The organism is Corallococcus sp. M7 (assembly GCF_054512695.1).
On record NZ_CM137252.1, the window covers coordinates 8,013,239 to 8,030,062 of the forward strand.

12 protein-coding genes and 1 pseudogene are annotated in these 16,824 nt (G+C 69.7%); 8 read left to right on the forward strand and 5 right to left on the reverse strand.

The genetic code is table 11. From position 1 onward, the window contains the following. Positions 1-3 precede the first annotated feature (3 nt). On the reverse strand, positions 4-3,654 hold the full coding sequence (locus ACX114_RS32025) for a protein kinase domain-containing protein (RefSeq protein ID WP_459290872.1): 3,651 nt from the start codon (positions 3,652-3,654) through the stop codon (positions 4-6). 351 nt (positions 3,655-4,005) lie between these two features. On the opposite strand from ACX114_RS32025, the gene ACX114_RS32030 reads away from it, so the two are divergent. From ACX114_RS32030 to ACX114_RS32050, 5 genes are all read left to right on the forward strand, one after another. After that, positions 4,006-4,671, forward strand: a complete 666-nt coding sequence (locus tag ACX114_RS32030; protein WP_459290874.1) for a S1 family peptidase — start codon at positions 4,006-4,008, stop codon at positions 4,669-4,671. A 122-nt stretch (positions 4,672-4,793) separates the two neighbouring features. Beyond that, complete coding sequence (locus ACX114_RS32035) at positions 4,794-5,078, forward strand: hypothetical protein (RefSeq protein ID WP_459290876.1); 285 nt, start codon at positions 4,794-4,796, stop codon at positions 5,076-5,078. A 149-nt stretch (positions 5,079-5,227) separates the two neighbouring features. Next, the gene (locus ACX114_RS32040; RefSeq protein ID WP_120596018.1) at positions 5,228-5,626 is read left to right on the forward strand and encodes a response regulator transcription factor; all 399 of its coding nucleotides are present in this window, start codon (positions 5,228-5,230) and stop codon (positions 5,624-5,626) included. Between the two features lie 133 nt (positions 5,627-5,759). Beyond that, positions 5,760-7,415 carry an L-glutamate gamma-semialdehyde dehydrogenase gene (gene pruA / locus ACX114_RS32045; protein ID WP_459290879.1) on the forward strand — a complete coding sequence of 552 codons (1,656 nt, stop codon included), beginning with the start codon at positions 5,760-5,762 and terminating at the stop codon, positions 7,413-7,415. Positions 7,416-7,419: 4 nt separating this feature from the next. After that, the gene (locus tag ACX114_RS32050) at positions 7,420-8,268 is read left to right on the forward strand and encodes an aldose epimerase family protein (protein ID WP_459290881.1); all 849 of its coding nucleotides are present in this window, start codon (positions 7,420-7,422) and stop codon (positions 8,266-8,268) included. A 21-nt stretch (positions 8,269-8,289) separates the two neighbouring features. On the opposite strand, the gene ACX114_RS32055 is transcribed toward ACX114_RS32050, so the two are convergent. Beyond that, complete coding sequence (locus ACX114_RS32055) at positions 8,290-9,477, reverse strand: cytochrome P450 (protein ID WP_459290883.1); 1,188 nt, start codon at positions 9,475-9,477, stop codon at positions 8,290-8,292. A gap of 86 nt (positions 9,478-9,563) precedes the next feature. On the opposite strand from ACX114_RS32055, the gene ACX114_RS32060 reads away from it, so the two are divergent. Continuing rightward, entirely contained in the window at positions 9,564-10,562 is a 999-nt protein-coding gene (locus ACX114_RS32060) for an alpha/beta hydrolase (RefSeq protein ID WP_459290885.1), read from the forward strand. 105 nt (positions 10,563-10,667) lie between these two features. Then, positions 10,668-11,180: pseudogene (locus ACX114_RS32065) on the forward strand (glutathione S-transferase family protein); the annotation flags it as partial. A gap of 142 nt (positions 11,181-11,322) precedes the next feature. On the opposite strand, the gene ACX114_RS32070 reads toward ACX114_RS32065, so the two are convergent. The 3 genes from ACX114_RS32070 to ACX114_RS32080 all read right to left on the reverse strand — a co-directional run bounded on the left by ACX114_RS32070 (position 11,323) and on the right by ACX114_RS32080 (position 15,121). After that, positions 11,323-11,970 carry a hypothetical protein gene (locus ACX114_RS32070; RefSeq protein ID WP_459290887.1) on the reverse strand — a complete coding sequence of 216 codons (648 nt, stop codon included), beginning with the start codon at positions 11,968-11,970 and terminating at the stop codon, positions 11,323-11,325. Next, positions 11,967-13,964, reverse strand: a complete 1,998-nt coding sequence (locus tag ACX114_RS32075; RefSeq protein ID WP_459290889.1) for an AHH domain-containing protein — start codon at positions 13,962-13,964, stop codon at positions 11,967-11,969. Before ACX114_RS32075 ends, ACX114_RS32070 begins: the two co-directional genes overlap by 4 nt. 230 nt (positions 13,965-14,194) lie before the next feature. After that, a complete protein-coding gene (locus ACX114_RS32080) occupies positions 14,195-15,121 on the reverse strand; it encodes an alpha/beta hydrolase family protein (protein ID WP_459290891.1) in 927 nt (308 codons plus the stop codon). Between the two features lie 407 nt (positions 15,122-15,528). Between ACX114_RS32080 and ACX114_RS32085 the strand changes: the two genes are divergently transcribed. Beyond that, positions 15,529-16,821: an O-acetylhomoserine aminocarboxypropyltransferase/cysteine synthase family protein gene (locus ACX114_RS32085; RefSeq protein WP_459290893.1), complete on the forward strand. Its 1,293-nt coding sequence runs from the start codon at positions 15,529-15,531 to the stop codon at positions 16,819-16,821. The last annotated feature ends 3 nt before the right edge of the window (positions 16,822-16,824 follow it).

Here is a 16,824-nt window from a genome sequence, read left to right on the forward strand (position 1 = left end):
CCGTCAGGCGCTCTGCTTCACGTCCTCGTGCTGGCGCGACAGCGGGCCACGCAGCGACTGGGCCAGCGACTGGAGATGGGTGGCCCGGGCGGTGGCGAAGGCCCGCTCGGCGATCTCCAGCTCCCGCATCGCCTCTTCCGGCGTGCCGTGCCGCTCCGCGTGCTGCATGTACACCAGGCCCATCTGGAGCACGTTGCCGGTGGACTCCGCCAGCAGGCGCGCGTGGCGCAGGTGCGCGTCCCCCTCCTCCTGGGACACCAGCGGCGCCAGGGCGCGGCGGGCCAGGATTTCGTCCCAGGGGTTGGCGAAGCGCGGGTCCAGGGCGCGCTCCAGCGCGGCCTCGGCGGCGGCGAGCGCGGCGGGCAGCCGGCCCTGCTCCCGCTCGAAGCGCGACTGGTACACGTGCACCAGCGTCTCCATGCGCAGGCCGCCCTGCCGCGCGGCCTCCAGGGCGCGGGGCAGCGACTCGCGCGCGGCGGCCGCGTCCTCGAAGAGCACGTCGCGGCACGCCTGGTACACCAGCACGTGCGCGCGCAGCCAGCGGTCCTCGGGCAGCACGCGCGAGAGCGCCTCGCCGCGCGACACCACCGCGGCGACGAGCTCGTGCTCGCCCCGCTCCAGGTAGTACGGCGGCGTGAAGAGGGCCAGGTTGCGCTCCATCAACCGGGGGCTGCCCAGCCGCCGGATGAGCTCCGTCTTTTGCGCGAGCGCGGACGCGAACGCGGCGCCGTCGCCGGTGAAGGCCGCGCGCGCCACCTGCGCGAAGAGGTGGTAGGCGCGCACGTCGGTGAAGCCCTGCGCCTCCGCCAGGTGCAGCCCGTCCTTCAGCAGCTCCTCATCCAGCGGCTCGCCGCGCAGGGCCAGGTTCACGTTGAGCAGGTAGCCGCCCATGCCCAGCGCCCACGCCAGCCGCCGCGGCGGACGCCCCACCGCGTCGCGAAACTCGCGCAGCCGCTGCACCTGCTTGCGCTGCTCGAACACTCCGCCCGCCCAGTGGCCGGTGTACGCGCACAGCGTCGAGCGCGCCACGGACAGCCCCGCCCGGTACGGCGAGTCTTCCGGGTGCTCGGCGGCCACGCGCGCGATGAGCCCCTCCACCTCTTCCGTGCGCCCCAGGATGGCGAGCGCCATGCCCTGGAGGATTTGAAGCTCCGAGCGCTTCCAGAAGACGTCCACCGGCGTCATCCGCCCGTCCGCGGACACCTCGCGGAAGAGCGGGATGAGCAGCTCCTCGCGCTCCGCGGGCGTGGCCACGCGCGCGGACTGAAGCCGCGAGAGCGCCTCGCGCCGTCCGGCCTCCACGTCCACCGTGGCCGTCCAGTGCGCGAAGAGCCGCTCCGCGTACGCCACCGACGTCGGCGGGTCGCTGGAGTAGCCCACCTCCACCAGCGACACCCACGTGCGCAGGAGCTGCTCCGAGCGGCCCGGGTAGTCCGGCGCGGACTCCAAAAGGCCCGCCGCTTCCTTCAGCAGCAGCGTCGCCTCCAGCAGCGCCTCCGCCTCGATGGCGACCTGGCCCGCCTCCAAGAGCGGCTGGATGGCCTCCGCCGGCGCGTCCGAGCGCGCGAAGTGCCAGCCCACCGCGCGCACCACGCCCGAGCGCCCCGAGGGCAGCGCCTGGAGCGCCCGCGCCACCTGGCCGTGGTACGCCCGGCGCGCTGGCTCCGGCGTGCTGTCGTAGACGGCCTGGTGCACGGTGTCGTGCGTGAAGACGTAGCGGCCCTCCACGTCCTGGAGGAACTGCCGCTCCACGATGCCGTCCAGCACCGCGAACAGCTCCGTCTCCGGCAGGCCGGACAGCGCGCGCAACAGCGGCAGGTCCAGCATCCGGCCCGCAGGCGCCAGCTTGCGCAGGAGCGACACCTGCTCCGGCGGCGCGTTGGCCAGGCGAACCAACACCGCCTCCTGGATGCTCGCCGGAAGCCGCCGCGTGCCCAGTCCCTCTTCCGCCTCCCAGCGCCCGCCCACGCGCTTGAGCGCGCCCGCCTCCACCAGCATGCGCAGGCACTCGGTGGCGAAGAAGGCGTTGCCGCCGGTGGTCTCGTGCAGCCGCTGCACGAAGCCTCGCGGCACGTCCAACCCCGGCAGCACCAGCTCCACCAGCTTGGCCACGTGCTCGGCGGACAGGGGCTCCAGGTCCATGCGGGACGTGAGCTTCTCGTCCACCGTCTGGAACGCGAGGCTCAGGCGCGACAGCTCCTGCGAACGGAACGTGCCCACCACCATGCCGCGCGTGCCGTGCAGCGCGCGGATGACGACGTTGAGCGCCTCCAGCGACGCGCTGTCCGCCCACTGGAGATCCTCGAAGCACAGCACGAAGGACTGCCGCCCGCCGAGCGTGTGCGTCCACTCCGTCAGCGCCTCGAAGAAGGCGGCCTTCTCGTCGGAGCCGTCGCGCGGCAGCTGCTCGTCCTGGTCACCCTCCAGCACCTCCGGCGACAGCACGCGCGCGAGCGGAGCCTTCACCCGCTCCATCAAATCCGCGGGCGTCTGCGGCACCAGGCAGCGCAGGGCCTGCGCCACCGGCGCCAGCGGGGACAAGCCCTCCGCGCGGCACTGCCCCCGGCCGAAGGGCAGCTCCGCCAGCTTCGCCTGGAGCTCGAACTCCTGGAGCAGCCGCGTCTTGCCCACGCCCGCGGGGCCGCCCACCAGCATGGCGCGCGACTGCCCCCAGTCCGCCTCCGCCAGGCCGTTCATCAGCCCTTCCAGCTCGCCTTCGCGCCCCACCACCTCCGGCACGTGCAGGTAGCTGGCGCGCGCGGACAGCGGCTCCTCAGGGACGGGCTCGCCGCTGGCGTGGCAGAGCGCCTCCAGCAACTCACCCGCGTCCTGGAAGCGCTCGCGCGGATCCTTCGCCATCAACAGGAGGATGATCTCCTCCAACTGCGGATCCACCGGGCAGATGGTGGACGGGCGCGGCGCCGGACGCGTCAGGTGATCCGCCAGCAGCACCGCGGGGCTGTTGCGCTTGAAGGGCAGCTTGCGGGTGGCCAGGTACCAGGCCATCACGCCCAGCGAGTACAGGTCCGCGCGCCCGTCGATGCTCGCGCCGCGCTGCCACTCCGGCGCCAGGTACTCCAGCGTGCCCTTCAGCTTGCCGGGGCTGGGCGTGCCCAGCTGGTGCATCACGCCGAAGTCCATCAGCTTCACCGCGCCGGACTCGGTGATGCGCACGTTACTGGCCTTGATGTCGCAGTGCACGTACAGGCGCGAGTGGATGAACGCCAGCACCTGCGCCATCTGGATCAACACGCGGTACAGCGTGCGCGTGTCCAGCGGCGCGTCCCGCACCAGCGTGCTCAGGTCCTTGCCGCCCACCACCTCCATGGTGATGAAGCGGTTGCCGGCCTCCGTCATGCCCCAGTCGAAGACCTTGAGCGTGGACGGGTGCTGGAGCTTCTTCATGGCGAAGAACTCGTGCCGGAACAGCAGCACCAGCTCCTCCACCTTCGCCGCGGACAGCTCCGCGGGGACGTGCATCTCCTTGAGCGCCACGCGGCGGCGCTCCTGCAGGTCGTCCGCCAGCCAGATGCGGCCCATGCCGCCTTCGCCCAGCAGCGACTCCACGCGGTAGCGCCCGTTGACGATGACGCCCGGGATCAGCGAGCGCCGCTCGCCGATGCCCGAGCCCGGCAACGTGATGGGCGTACGCATCCGCTCCCCCCAGGTGCTCGGAGGGCGGGTGCGTTCATCCAATACCGTTGTCTTCTCGTCGTCGCTCACGAGCCAAAGGGCTGGCTGCTTCCGGGCCAGGGCCTGGAATCCAGAATCCAGACGTAGCGAGGAATAGCACGTTTCAGTGACACCGCCTCCGGGACATCCGAGCAGGTACACGCTCTGCTGCCGTTCTCTGTTTCACCGTCTTGCTGGAAGCAGCCACGGTGATGCGCCCGGACGCCTGCTGGGGAGCCACTTCCACACCCGCTCCCACGACACACCCGCACGCATGCACACCGTTCCTTCGAACCCCAGGGTCCTTCGCCCGGGGGAGGAGGGGGAAGCGGCATGCGTGCATGGAAGTGGGGCGGCGCCACGGTGGCACTCGCGGCCGTGACCGCCTGGATGGCCTGCGGCCAGTCCGGCCCGGGCGAAGCCACGGGTCTGGAGAAGGCGGAAGCGGCGACGGTGACGCTGGGTGACGGCCACTGCGCGGGCGTGGTGGTGGGCCAGGGCCGCCACGTCCTCACCGCGGCTCACTGCGTCGCACCGGACGCGGGCGAGGAGCGCACGAACTTCGAGGACGGACGGCAGCTCCATGGGCGCTACGTGTTCGTGGATCGCGGCCGGGACATGGCGGTGCTGGAGCTGGAGGCGAAGGCGCCGGTGGCGCCGCTGGAGGTGGCGGAGGGGCTGCCCATCCCCGGCGCGATGCTCGTCTTCACCGGACGCCACGACCGGCCCGGTGAACCGCAGCGGGTGATGGTGGAGCGCTGGGGCCGCTGCCCGTCGCTGCCGGACGTGCCCAACGCGCTCTTCACCACGATGCACGGAGAGCCGGGAGACTCCGGCGCGCCGCTGGTGGACGAGCAACTGCGCGTGGTGGGCCTGGTGCATGGCGGCGCGCGGTGCAGCATCGCCGCGCCCACCGGGGACGTGGCGCCGGAGGTCCAACGCCTGTCGCGGGAGGACGCGCAGCCGCTGGCCCGGCGTCCGGCCTCCGCGCCGCGCTGACGCGGCGGGACGGCGCACATCGCCCTTCCCGCACCTGGACGGCCAGGCAGGCGGCGTGCGCACGCGCCGTCATTGCCTGGCCGGCCCGGTGCGTCCCACCTTCCCGTCGGAGGTGACACCCCATGGCTTCGGACAAGGACTCGAAGAACTTCCAACCACGCAACCGGGGACAGATGGAGGACGCACTGGACCGCGGCGCCGCCGAGCTGGTCCGCGAGCGCTCCCAGGCCGCGGCCCGCGAGGATGAGAACCCCGGCCCGCTGAAGGAGACGCGCTGGGAGGCGGAGGTGGAGCGCGGCGCGGAGTGGCTGGACGAAGAGGTGCCCGAGCGCGAGGCGCGGGGCGACGAGGAGCCGGACTCCGAGGTTTCCCGGCGCGGGCTCGTGAATCCGCCGCCCGAGGGTTGAGGGCGTTGGCGGCAAACCCGTGAGGTGGAGGCTTTCATGAATTCTCACGGGTGAAGGGGGACCTCTTGCCCGGTGCGCACAGCGGGGGGATGCTGTGTCCGCCGTTCCCCCAAGTCGTGCGCAGTTGCCTCCCCGGGAGTTGATGCACCGTGAAGCCCAAGGTCCTCATCGTGGAGAACTCCTGGACCATGCGCGAGACGCTGCGGCTGCTCTTGTCGGGTGAGTTCGACTGCACGGTGGCCGCGGATGGAGAGACGGGGCTCGCGCACGCGCTGGCGCAGCCGCCGGATGTGCTCCTGTCGGACGTGAACATGGAGGGCATCGACGGCTACGAGTTGTGCCGCCGCGTGCGCGCGGAGCCCTCCCTGGCGCACCTGCCGGTGATGTTCGTCAGCGGCTACCCGCCGCGTACGGACCTGGAGCCCGGACAGCCCCAGCCGGACGCGTACCTGGTCAAGCCGGTGAAGCCGCCGTACCTCATCGCGCAGCTGCACGCCGTGCTGCAGCGCGCGAGGGGCGCCACCGCCAAGGCCGCTGGCGAGGGCTGAGCCGGACGGATGCCGGACGGACGCCGGGGCCTCTGTCTCGGCGAGGACGCCCCACGCTTCTGTCACTGACCTGGGACACGGGGAGGGCTATACCTTGCCCGAACTTGCCTTCCTCTCGTCCCGAGGTCCTCGCGTGATCAACGCCTTCCCCCGCGTCCCCGCTCCCAAGAACGAGCCCGTCCTCTCCTACGCCCCCGGCACCCCGGAGCGCGCGGAGCTCCAGTCCACCCTCAAGCAGATGAGCGGGGAGCGCATCGACATCCCCGTCGTCATCGGTGGCAAGCACGTGAAGTCCAGCAAGACGGACACCGTGCGCATGCCGCACCGGCACCAGCACGTGCTGGCCACCCTGCACGAGGCCGAAGCGGGCCACGTGGAGCAGGCCATCCAGAACGCCATGTCCGTGAAGGAGGACTGGGCGCGGATGCCCTTCCACGCGCGCGCGGCCATCTTCCTGCGCGCCGCGGAGCTGCTCACCACGCGCTACCGCCCGCTGCTCAACGCGTCCTCCATGCTGGGCCAGTCGAAGACGGCGCACCAGGCGGAGATCGACGCGGCCTGTGAGCTCATCGACTTCCTCCGCTACAACGTCCACTTCGCGCAGCAGATCCTCTCCATCCAGCCGGAGAACTCCGCGCAGACGTGGAACATGACGGACTACCGTCCGCTGGACGGGTTCGTCTTCGCCATCGCGCCGTTCAACTTCACCTCCATCGCGCTGAACCTCTGCGTGTCGCCCGCGCTGATGGGCAACGTCATCCTGTGGAAGCCGTCCTCCACGCAGGCCCTGAGCGCGTGGTACGGCCTGGAGCTCTTGCGCGAGGCGGGCCTGCCCGACGGCGTCATCAACATGCTGCCCGGCGACGGCCCCACGGTGGGCAACCCGGTGCTGGCGAGCCCCCACCTGGGCGGCATCCACTTCACCGGCTCCACGCCCACGTTCAATCACCTGTGGAAGACGGTGGGAGAGAACATCGGCCGCTACAAGCAGTACCCGCGGCTGGTGGGTGAGACGGGCGGCAAGGACTTCATCTTCGCGCACCCGTCCGCGGCGGACGACCTGGAGGCGCTCGCGGTCGCCATCGTGCGCGGCGGCTACGAGTACCAGGGCCAGAAGTGCAGCGCGGCCAGCCGCGTCTACGTGCCGGAGTCCCTGTGGCCCAAGCTGAAGCCCCGCCTCCAGGCGCTCATCGGTGAAATCAAGATGGGCGACGTGGCGGACTTCCGGAACTTCATGGGCGCCGTCATCGACGAGCGCTCGTTCAAGAAGGTGTCCTCGTACATCGAGCTGGCGAAGTCCGGCGGCGACGCGACCATCGTCGCGGGCGGCGGCACGGACAAGAGCGAGGGCTACTTCGTGCAGCCCACGCTGGTGCAGTGCACGAACCCGCGCCACCGCATCATGACGGAGGAGATCTTCGCTCCGCTGGTCGGCGTGTACGTCTACCCGGACGCGAAGTTCGAGGAGACGCTGAAGGAGTGCGACCAGTCCGCGGCGTACGCGCTCACGGGCGCCATCTTCGCGCGCGACCGCAAGGCCATCGAGCAGATGATGAGCGGCCTGCGCAACGCGGCGGGCAACTTCTACATCAACGACAAGCCCACGGGCGCGGTGGTGGGCCAGCAGCCGTTCGGCGGCAGCCGGGCCTCGGGCACCAACGACAAATCCGGGTCGATGATCAACCTGTTCCGTTGGTCCAGCCCGCGCACCATCAAGGAGAACTTCGCGCCGCCGGTGAAGGTCCCCTACCCGTTCATGGACAGCGACCCGAAGGAAGGGGCCATCTAGTTCCATGAGCGGACCGTTCCCGGGCATCGCGGGGCTGGACACCTATGCGCTGGAGGACGGCGGCTGCCGCGTGGAGGTGATTCCCACGCGCGGCGCGCTCGTCACGCGCATGGTGGTGGACGGCGAGGACGTGCTCTATCTGGACGAGAGCACCGTCGCCGACCTCACGAAGAGCGTGCGCGGGGGCATCCCCGTGCTCTTTCCCAACGCCGGTCCCCTGCCCGGGGACACGTATCCGGCGGACCGCAAGGCGTACTCGCTGCCGCAGCACGGCTTCGCGCGGAAGCTGCCGTGGACGGTGCGCCAGGCGGAAGCGTCGCTGCTGGTGCTGGGGCTGACGTCGTCGGAGGAGACGCTGCGCCAGTACCCGTGGGCCTTCGACGCGCAGCTGGCGTTCTCGCTCGCGGGCCGCAGGCTGACGCTGGACTTCGACCTGGAGAACCGGGACACGCGGCCCCTGCCGCTGCACCTGGGCTACCACCCGTACTTCCGCGTGCCGCAAGGCAACAAGGCCCAGGCGCGCGTGGAGACGGACGCCACGCACGCGTGGGACAACCGCGCGAAGCACGAGGTGCCCTTCACCGGCCTGGACCTCACCGCGCAGGAGGTGGACATGCACCTGCGTGACCACTCCGCGCCGGGCACGGTGCTGGAGCGGGGCCCAGGCCTGTCCCCCGTGAAGCTGTCGTGGAGCGGGGAGTTCCGCATGCTCGTCGTGTGGACGCTCACGGGGAAGGACTTCGTCTGCGTGGAGCCGTGGACGGCCGCCGCCGGGGCGCTGGCCACCGGCGAGGGTCTGTTGCACGTGGCCCCGGGCGAGCGCGTGTCGCTCGCCTTCGACATCGAGGCGTGATGAGCCTTCGTCCCGCGCGCTTCAGGCGTGCGGGATGAGGGGCATCGTCAGCGGGCCGCGCACGGTGAGGGAGGTGTTCCACTTCACCGGGCCCGTGGGCGTGAAGCGCGTGAAGCGGGAGAGCAGCACCTCCAGCCCCACGCGCGCCTCCAGCCGGGCCAGCGGCGCGCCCAGGCAGAAGTGGATGCCGTGGCCGAAGGGCATGTTGTTCACGCCCTCGCGGTCCATGTCGAAGGTGTCCGGGTCCTTGAAGCGCTCGCCGTCGCGGCACGCGGAGCCGACCATCAGCGCCACGCGCGCGCCCTCCGGAATCGTCACGCCCGCGACCTGCGTCTCCTTCGTGGTGACGCGCACCAGGCCGTGCACGGAGGGCTCGTAGCGCAAGACCTCCTCCACGAAGCGCCCCACCTGCGACGGGTTCTCACGCAGCCGGGCCACCAGGTGCGGCTTCTCCATCAGCATGCGCACGCAGTGGCTGACGAGCTGCACGGTGGTCTCCAGGCCCGCCACCACCAGCAGGAAGAGGAAGCTCATCAGCTCCGCGTCGCTGAGCTCCTCGCCGTCCACGCGCGACTTCACCAGGTCCGACACCATGTCGTCCTGCGGGTGGCGGCGGCGCTCGGCGACGACGTTGGACAGGTAGTCCTCCATCTCGCGCACGGTGGCCTTGATGGATTCGTGCCGGTGGGTGTCCTTCTCCGTCGTGCCGGACACGCTGGACAGGTCCACCGACCAGCGCTTGTAGCGGGCGGTCATGGTGGGGTCCAAGGCGAAGAGCTCGCCAATCACGCTGGCGGGCAGCGGCATGGCGAAGGCGTCCACGAAGTCCACCTCGCGCTCGGGGGACAATCGCTCCGCGAGTATCTGCGCGAAGCTCCGGATGCGCGGCTCCAGCCGGTTCACCGCCGCGGGCGTCCACGCGCGGCTCACCAGCGCGCGCAGCCGCATGTGGTGCGGCGGATCCATGACGATCATCGACTCGGAGAAGGGGTTGTGCCCCAGCCACGGCGGCGCGGTCGTCGTGCGCACCCCGGCCGAGGAGAACACCTGCGGGTTCTTGAAGGCCGCGGCCACGTCCTCGAAGCGGGTGATGGCCCAGAGCCCGCCGGGCTCCACCTGACACACCGGCGCGGTGCGGCGCAGCTCCTCGTAGACGGGGTAGGGATTGGCCCGGACTTCCGGCGCCATCAGGTTCACGCGTCCAGTCATGAAAGAATTTCCTTTCCCGGCTGGAAATCTATACCCGGTATACTGGCTGCTGAACAGAGGCGCCGCCTCCCCTCCCCCGAGTCACCATGTCCCGCTTCGTCCTCGCCGCCGTTCTCGCCCTGGGTCTGTCCGCGTGCTCCGACGACCCCGATGAAGTCACGCCTGACTCCGGCACCCCCATCACCGACGCGGGCACGGACGCCGGCACCGACGTGGATGCGGGCACGGACGCCGGGACGGGCGTGGACGCGGGGGCCGATGCAGGCACGGACGTGGATGCGGGCACGGACGCGGGCCCGGGCAGCTCGGGCGGCTCCGGCAAGCTCGCGTGCAGCCGGACGGGCACGGTGAACACCGACGCGGGCACGCTGACGTACTGCGTGGCGCAGGTGGGCGCGACGGAGGTGAAGTACATCGAGCCGAAGCAGGGCATCGCGCCCGCGCCCATGCGGCTGGCCATCTACCTGCACGGCGACGGCGCGGCCACGTACACCGGCACCAATGGCGGCAGCCCTCGCTCGCTGTTCACGCACGGCGGTTGGACGTACGGGCACAACACGCTCTACGTGACGGCACTCGCGCCCAACAAGTGCGCGTGGTGGGTGAAGCCGGAGTACACGACCTGTTCCCCGGACGGAGCACCGCTGTCGGAGCGCGACCTGGAGGGCAAGAACGCGGCGGAGCTGGTGTCGCTCATCGAGGCGCTGCGCAAGGGCTGGGACATCCAGAACGGGCCCATCCTCTTCGGTGGCTCGTCGGGCGGCTCCATCGAGCTGACGGCCAGCTTCCTGCCGCGCTACGGCGACCGCTACCCGGGCATCTACGCGCTGAGCTGCGGCGGTGAGAAGCCGTGGTCGGGCCAGATGGACTGGGACGCGTCCAACGCGGCGCTGCGCGGAGGCACGAAGTTCTGGTTCACCTACGGCGACCAGGACTTCCTCTACCAGGACATCCAGGACGCGAAGGCGTACTTCGGCAACCTCCAGTTCCCGGTGAACGACAAGGTCATCGCGGGCGCGCAGCACTGCGCGTTCGACCAGGTGGGCCGCGTCACGGAAGTGTGGAACGAGGCCACCGCGCAGTAACGGCGGTCTCCTGCTCCGCTTCTCGCGGTGATTCCATCGCAAGAAGCGGAGTGCGCAGGGAAGTACGGTCGATAGCATCGCGCGCATCCTCTTGATGGAGACCGGATGCGCCTCTACGACTATCTGCCGTCAGCGAATGGCTACAAGGTTCGCACGTTGCTCGCGCAGCTCGGGCTCGCATACGAGTTGGTGCCGGTGGACATCTTCGCGGGGGAGAGCCACACGGCGGACTTCCACGCGAAGAACCCGGATGGCCGCATCCCCGTGCTGGAGCCGGAGCCGGGGCGCTTTCTCGCGGAGTCCAACGCCATCCTGTTGTTCCTGGCGGAGGGCACGCGCTTCCTGCCCGAGGACCGCTTCGCTCGCGCGCAGGTGCACCAGTGGATGTTCTTCGAACAGAACGCGGTGGAGCCGAACCTCGGCACCGCGCGCTTCTGGCTGCTCACGGGCCGGCAGCCGCCGGAGTCCGAAGTCCTCCGCAACCGAGTGCAGAGCGGTGAGCGCGCACTGGCTGCGATGGAGCGGCACCTGGGCCAGCACACGTTCCTCGTGGAGGAGCGCTACACCGTCGCGGACCTCTGCCTCTTCGCGTACACGCACCTGGCGCCGGAGGCGGGCGTGGACCTGACGCCCTACCCGTCCGTGCGTGCGTGGCTGGAGCGCGTGAAGCGCTCGGCCCGGCTTCCTGGGCCCCCTACCGCCCTACTCCGCGAACGCGCATGTGCGCTGACGCGGACTCCTCCGCTTCTCCGTCACGGACTCACGGTTGTGGGCGCCACCACAGGCCTTTCAGTCCTGCCTGCTCACACGCCTGCCGTGCTTCCTCGGTGTAGCAGTAGAAGACCAACTCGGGGACGAAGAACATGGGCGGGAAGCCTCCGGGGGGCGGGCGGAGCACGAGCGGCTCGGCCTCCTCCTGACCCAGGAACTCTTCGCCGCACTGGTGGAAGGGCACGCCTTTCACGAGGGTGCGCTCCCGGTCGAGGCAGTCGGTCCGCTCCATCAACTGGAGGATGACGAAGTCCTCGTTCTTCAGCGCAGGGTCCGTCACCGAATGCCAGGTCCGCCTCCGAGGGTACCCGCTTTGCACGAGGTGCCTGATGCGCTCCGAATAGATGACCGTGGGAATGAGGCGGTGGCGGAACGGGCCCACCGCTTCGAGCACGCGCACCATGCGCCGGGAGATCAGCAACCACCCCATGGGCGCGGTGAACAGGTGGTCGAGCCGGGCGGCGCTCTCCAGGTTGCCGACGAACTCGATGACCTCAGGCACGCCCTGCTGGCTCTGATAGTCGATGCCGGGCTCGAAGAACGTCGCGTCCTCGAAGCCGTCGAACTCGATGAGCCTGGCGTCATAGACACCTTCCTCCTCGATGTGGGAGGTGTCAGCCGTCAATGCATACATCATGTGGTGTGTGACTCCTCGTGGGAGGACAACTCCAGCAAGGCCAGCTTCTTCCCTGTGAGCACCCTATCGCCGCGCTGCTCCTGGATCATCTTGATGACCGGCTCTTTCAAGCTCCCGGACTGGATGGCCTGGCGAAGCTCGTTCTCGACCTTGAGGAGAGCCTCCTCAATGACCTTGGGCATCCAACTGGAGGACGGACCCTTCGTGCGCAGCTTCCTCAAGGCGTCATCAAGCCGGGTCTCCACGAACTTGCTGTAGCGCGGGTGGCTGCCCGAGTGGATGAACTGGCCCTCCACGTTGAGGCCGGAGGGCATGTCGAGGATGTTCGACCCCCGGTCAATCGTGTATCCCTTGAGCCGCTCCATGGCCGTGCGGATCAGCGGGTGGGTCTGGGCAATCTCATCTGGGATGAGGTGGTGCATGGGATGGCCCGCGGAGAGCCGGACCTCCGCCGCCGCCCGCGCCGCCGGGCCCTGGGTCTTCTCCACCCAGTCCAGGTAGTTCTTCCGGTAGCGGGTGAAGATGCTCAGCCGGGGCGTCCCCTTGCCGACCTTGAGCACCACCAGCCCGTCCTGGGTCACCGTGAGCGCCCCGTACTCTTCGCCCAATGCCTTGCCGTCCGGACGGCGCAACCGATAGGGCTGGGAGTCCGAGCTCAACTTCTCCAAGCGGTATCCGGCCGCCTGGAACTCCTTCTTGAACGCGTTGAACTCCGGCGTTCCTTCCTGCGGGATGCGGCGCCCGACGAAGTCCTTGAGCTTGTCCCAGTTGGGGAGCTTCTCCAGCAGCTTCTCCAAGTCAGCGTCACTGAGCACGCGCTCGGTCAGGGAAGGCGCGGGGTCCGGGTTGGACGTCCCGCCTTCCTTGACGGCTTGTGACAGCAACGGCGTGCCGGAGCCCCAGGGATTGAAGGGCAGCGGGACAGACGGAGCGGCGGTGATGGAGCCCGGCTGGAAGACAGGCACGCCCGCGTAGGCACCTCCGGGGTCCGCAGCCGCCATCATGTAGATGCGGGGCGGGGTGATTCGCACGGACGTCATCAGCCTGAGCCCACGTCCCGCGTTGGTCTTCACGCCCATCAGCGCCAGCGCCGCCATCGCGATGCTCACCAGCATCCGGAGGAAGGACTTGCTGGCCTCCTCGAGCTTCTCTGGTAAGCCATTGGCCTCCCACGCCTGGGAGAGCCACAGCTGCGCGTGCTTCAGGGCCTCTCCTCCGGCCTCGATGAGGCCATGGGCACCGAACGCCGCCAGGCCCAGTTGGATGAGCGCCGCCGCGAGCTGCCCCACGCCGGTGGGCGTCGCCGCCAGGAAGGTGGACAGCGCCTCCGCGGCGATGAAGCCCACCACCATCGCGGAGATCTCCAGCCAGTTGTCCAGGATGGCCTTGCCGTACTGGCCGGTGACTTCTCCAAAGAACTGGTCCGCCTGCCTCACGGAGGTGATGACGTCCTCCAGATGCCGGGCGGCCTTGCGCGCCTGGACCATCGCCTCGTGGGTGATGGAACCGCTCGACACGATTCCCTGGAGCTGGTTGGCGAAGGCGATGCTCACCAGCCAGATGCGCTCGCCCGCGACCAGCCGGACATCACCGTCCACGCGCTGGATTCCCTTTCGCCCACTCTTCACGTTCACGTGATGAATGACATTCTCGTAGAAGCGCAGGTCCCGCCCCGGCTGGATGGCCTGCCGGTAGATGCGCGCGGCGATGGGCTCCAGGCGGTCCCCCGGACGCACCGGATAGAGCGTCGCCGAGGGCTCCGGCAGCTGCGTCGTGATGCGCAAGGTCTGCACATATCCTTGCAGCAGGTATCCCCCCACCACGGTGGAGACATAGGACCAGCCGGGCGCCCGGGCCTGGTCCCGGATGACGCTCACCCGCGTGCCCGGAGGCAGGGGCACTGGAGTCAGGCAGGCGGAGCCCTTCATCTCCGCGGGGAGCGTCCGCAGGTTGGCGCCATCACCCTGGTCGATGAACCCGAGCTGAATCGTCATGTCCCCTCCCGACGCAAGGCTGAGAGGATTCAGCCACCTGGGCTGGGAGTGAAGGACCGTCCGGATGGGAATGACAATGACTTACAGCCGCTGCGCGGCGGGTCACCGCTCACCGGAGAGGGCTGCTTGAAGGCACCCCATCCGACACTGCATTGGGGGAGCGCGTGAAGGCCTGGCCCGGCTTCCTTGGCCCCCTGCCGCCCTACTCCGCGAACGCGCGCGTGCGCTGACTACTCCTGCTCGGCGGCCACAGCCTCGCGGACCTCCGCGTCCGTGAGCCGCACCGTGGGCGCGTCCGCTTTTGCTTCCCTGAGCCGCTTCGCCAGCAACTCCGTCACGGGCGCGAGCACGCTGAAGTGCGTGGCCCCGGGCACCGCGAGGAACGACAGCGGCGCGCCCTTCGCCGCCACGCGCAGCGGTTCGAACGCGTCCATGTTTCCGTGGTCCGAGCCTTCAATGACCTGCGTGGGCACGCGCAGGTGCTCCACGTAGCTCACCGGATTGCGCATCCACAGCTCCGGTCCCTGGGCCTGTCCCAGCAACGGCACATAGTGCGCGTACTCAGCCACATCATGCGTTGGACCGAACGCGTAGGCGCCCTTCAGACGCGGTGACAGCACCGCCGCCATCAACGCCACCGTGCCGCCCGTGCTGTGCCCCGCCACGTAGATGCGCGCGGGGTCCACGTCCGGGCGCTTCGCCACGAAGTCGATGGCGGCGACCACGTCATCCACCTCGCCCAGGAAGTACTCGGTCGCCCCCGGGTTGTCGTCCGAGCCGCGCAGCGACGGCAGCATCAACACCAGCCCGGCCTCACGGAAGGCGCGCGCGCTCTGATCATTGCTGCGCGGTGATGGCGCCCAGGCGAAGTCGTCGAGCCCCCAGTTGAAGCCGCCGTGGATCCACACCACCGCCGGCCGCTTCGCGCCCTCGCGCACGGGCGTGACGTAGGCCGCGTTCAGGCCCAGCGGTGCGGGATAGCGCACCAACTCGAAGAGCTCCTTCGGCGGCGTGGGCGCGGGAGCGCGATGCGTGGGCTCCACCTTCAACTGCGTGCGGAAGCTCTTTCGAAGATTCACGGAGGTGGGCGGCGCGGGCTTGGAGCACGCGGCGAGGAACAGACAGGCCAGGAGGAGGACCGAGCGGGAGGACGTCATTCTGGGAATACGCAGTGAATCGGTGTCACGGGTCCGCGACACATGCGGTGCGGCTCCGGAGGGTGGCTTGACAGCTCGCGCCATCGCGTCTACTTCTTCTCGCAGAATGTTCGTCACCTCCGCCATGTGCATGTGTTCGATGCCTGTTCCGGGTGGGCCCAAGCCCGCCGCGGCCGGCTGACGCACAGCCTGCCCCTGGCGAGCCAACCGGAGCCCACCCACCCGCGAGGGTCGGTGGGCTTCGTCGTTCCGGGCCTCCGCTCTCGCACCCCTGCCAAAGAGCGTCGCAGCGCCCACCGAGTCCTGAAGCCCTCCCCGCCGCCCGCAGTGCCCTGACGTCCCCACCACCCGTCCGCCCTCACGCACGCGCGCTCCTTCCGGAGCGACGCGAACAGGAGTCCCTTGCCATGAGCACGCACAACAACGAACGCCCGCTGCACCCCGACACGCTCGCGCTGCACGCCGGCTATTCGCCCGACCCCACCACGGGCGCTCGCGCGGTGCCCATCTACCAGACGACGAGCTACCGCTTCCGCGACGCGGACCACGCCGCCGCCCTCTTCGGCCTCAAGGAGTTCGGCAACATCTACACGCGCATCATGAACCCCACGACGGACGTCTTCGAGAAGCGCATCGCCGCGCTCGAAGGCGGCGTGGGCGCGCTCGCGGTCGCGTCCGGACAGGCCGCGCAGACGCTGGGCATCCTCAACATCCTCAAGACGGGGGATGAGATCGTCTCCGGCGCCAGCCTCTACGGCGGCACGTACAACCTCTTCAAGGTGACGCTCGCGCGCCTGGGCATCACCACGAAGTTCGTGGACGCGGGCAACCCGGACGCGTTCCGCCAGGCCATTGGCCCGAAGACGAAGGCGCTCTACCTGGAGTCCCTGGGCAACCCGCGCCTGGACGTTCCGGACTTCGACGCCATTGGCGCCGTGGCGCGTGAAGCAGGCCTGCCCCTCTTCGTGGACAACACCGCGCTGTCCCCCGCCCTCTTCAACCCGCTCCGCCACGGCGCGCACATCGTGCTGCACAGCGCGACGAAGTACATCGGCGGCCACGGCACCTCCATTGGCGGCGTCATCGTGGACGGCGGCAACTTCCCCTGGGAGAACGGCAAGTTCCCGGAGCTGACCGAGCCCAACCCCGGCTACCACGGCCTGCGTCTGCGCGAGGCCTTCGGTCCCGCGGCCTTCATCCTCAAGGCCCGCCTGGAAGGCCTGCGCGACATCGGCCCCGCGCTCAGCCCCTTCAACGCGCACGCGTTCATCCTGGGCCTGGAGACGCTGCGGCTGCGGCTGGAGCGCCACTCGCAGAACGCGCTCGCGGTGGCGAAGTGGCTCCAGCAGCACAAGAAGGTGGAGTGGGTGCGCTACCCGGGCCTGGAGGACGACCCCTCGTTCCTCAACGCGAAGAAGTACCTCCACGGCGGCTTCGGCGGGCTCGTCACCTTCGGCGTGAAGGGCGGCCTGTCCGCCGGGCGCAAGGTGATTGACGGCGTGAAGCTGTGGAGCCTGCTCGCGAACATCGGCGACACGCGCTCGCTCATCATCCACCCCGCGTCCACCACCCACGAACAGCTCACCCCGGCGGAGCGCGCCAGCACCGGCGTCACCGACGACCTGGTGCGCCTGTCCGTGGGCATCGAGCACCTGGACGACATCGTGGCCGACCTCGATCAGGCCCTGAGCGCGGTCTGACGC

Excerpts from the sequence above, each read along its gene's own strand:
- ACX114_RS32025 (WP_459290872.1), bottom strand. The coding sequence starts at position 3,654 with ATGCGTACGCCCATCACGTTGCCGGGCTCGGGCATCGGCGAGCGGCGC.
- ACX114_RS32030 (WP_459290874.1), top strand. The coding sequence starts at position 4,006 with ATGCGTGCATGGAAGTGGGGCGGCGCCACGGTGGCACTCGCGGCCGTG.
- ACX114_RS32035 (WP_459290876.1), top strand. The coding sequence starts at position 4,794 with ATGGCTTCGGACAAGGACTCGAAGAACTTCCAACCACGCAACCGGGGA.
- ACX114_RS32050 (WP_459290881.1), top strand. The coding sequence starts at position 7,420 with ATGAGCGGACCGTTCCCGGGCATCGCGGGGCTGGACACCTATGCGCTG.
- ACX114_RS32055 (WP_459290883.1), bottom strand. The coding sequence starts at position 9,477 with ATGACTGGACGCGTGAACCTGATGGCGCCGGAAGTCCGGGCCAATCCC.
- ACX114_RS32060 (WP_459290885.1), top strand. The coding sequence starts at position 9,564 with ATGTCCCGCTTCGTCCTCGCCGCCGTTCTCGCCCTGGGTCTGTCCGCG.
- ACX114_RS32070 (WP_459290887.1), bottom strand. The coding sequence starts at position 11,970 with ATGATGTATGCATTGACGGCTGACACCTCCCACATCGAGGAGGAAGGT.
- ACX114_RS32075 (WP_459290889.1), bottom strand. The coding sequence starts at position 13,964 with ATGACGATTCAGCTCGGGTTCATCGACCAGGGTGATGGCGCCAACCTG.
- ACX114_RS32080 (WP_459290891.1), bottom strand. The coding sequence starts at position 15,121 with ATGACGTCCTCCCGCTCGGTCCTCCTCCTGGCCTGTCTGTTCCTCGCC.
- ACX114_RS32085 (WP_459290893.1), top strand. The coding sequence starts at position 15,529 with ATGAGCACGCACAACAACGAACGCCCGCTGCACCCCGACACGCTCGCG.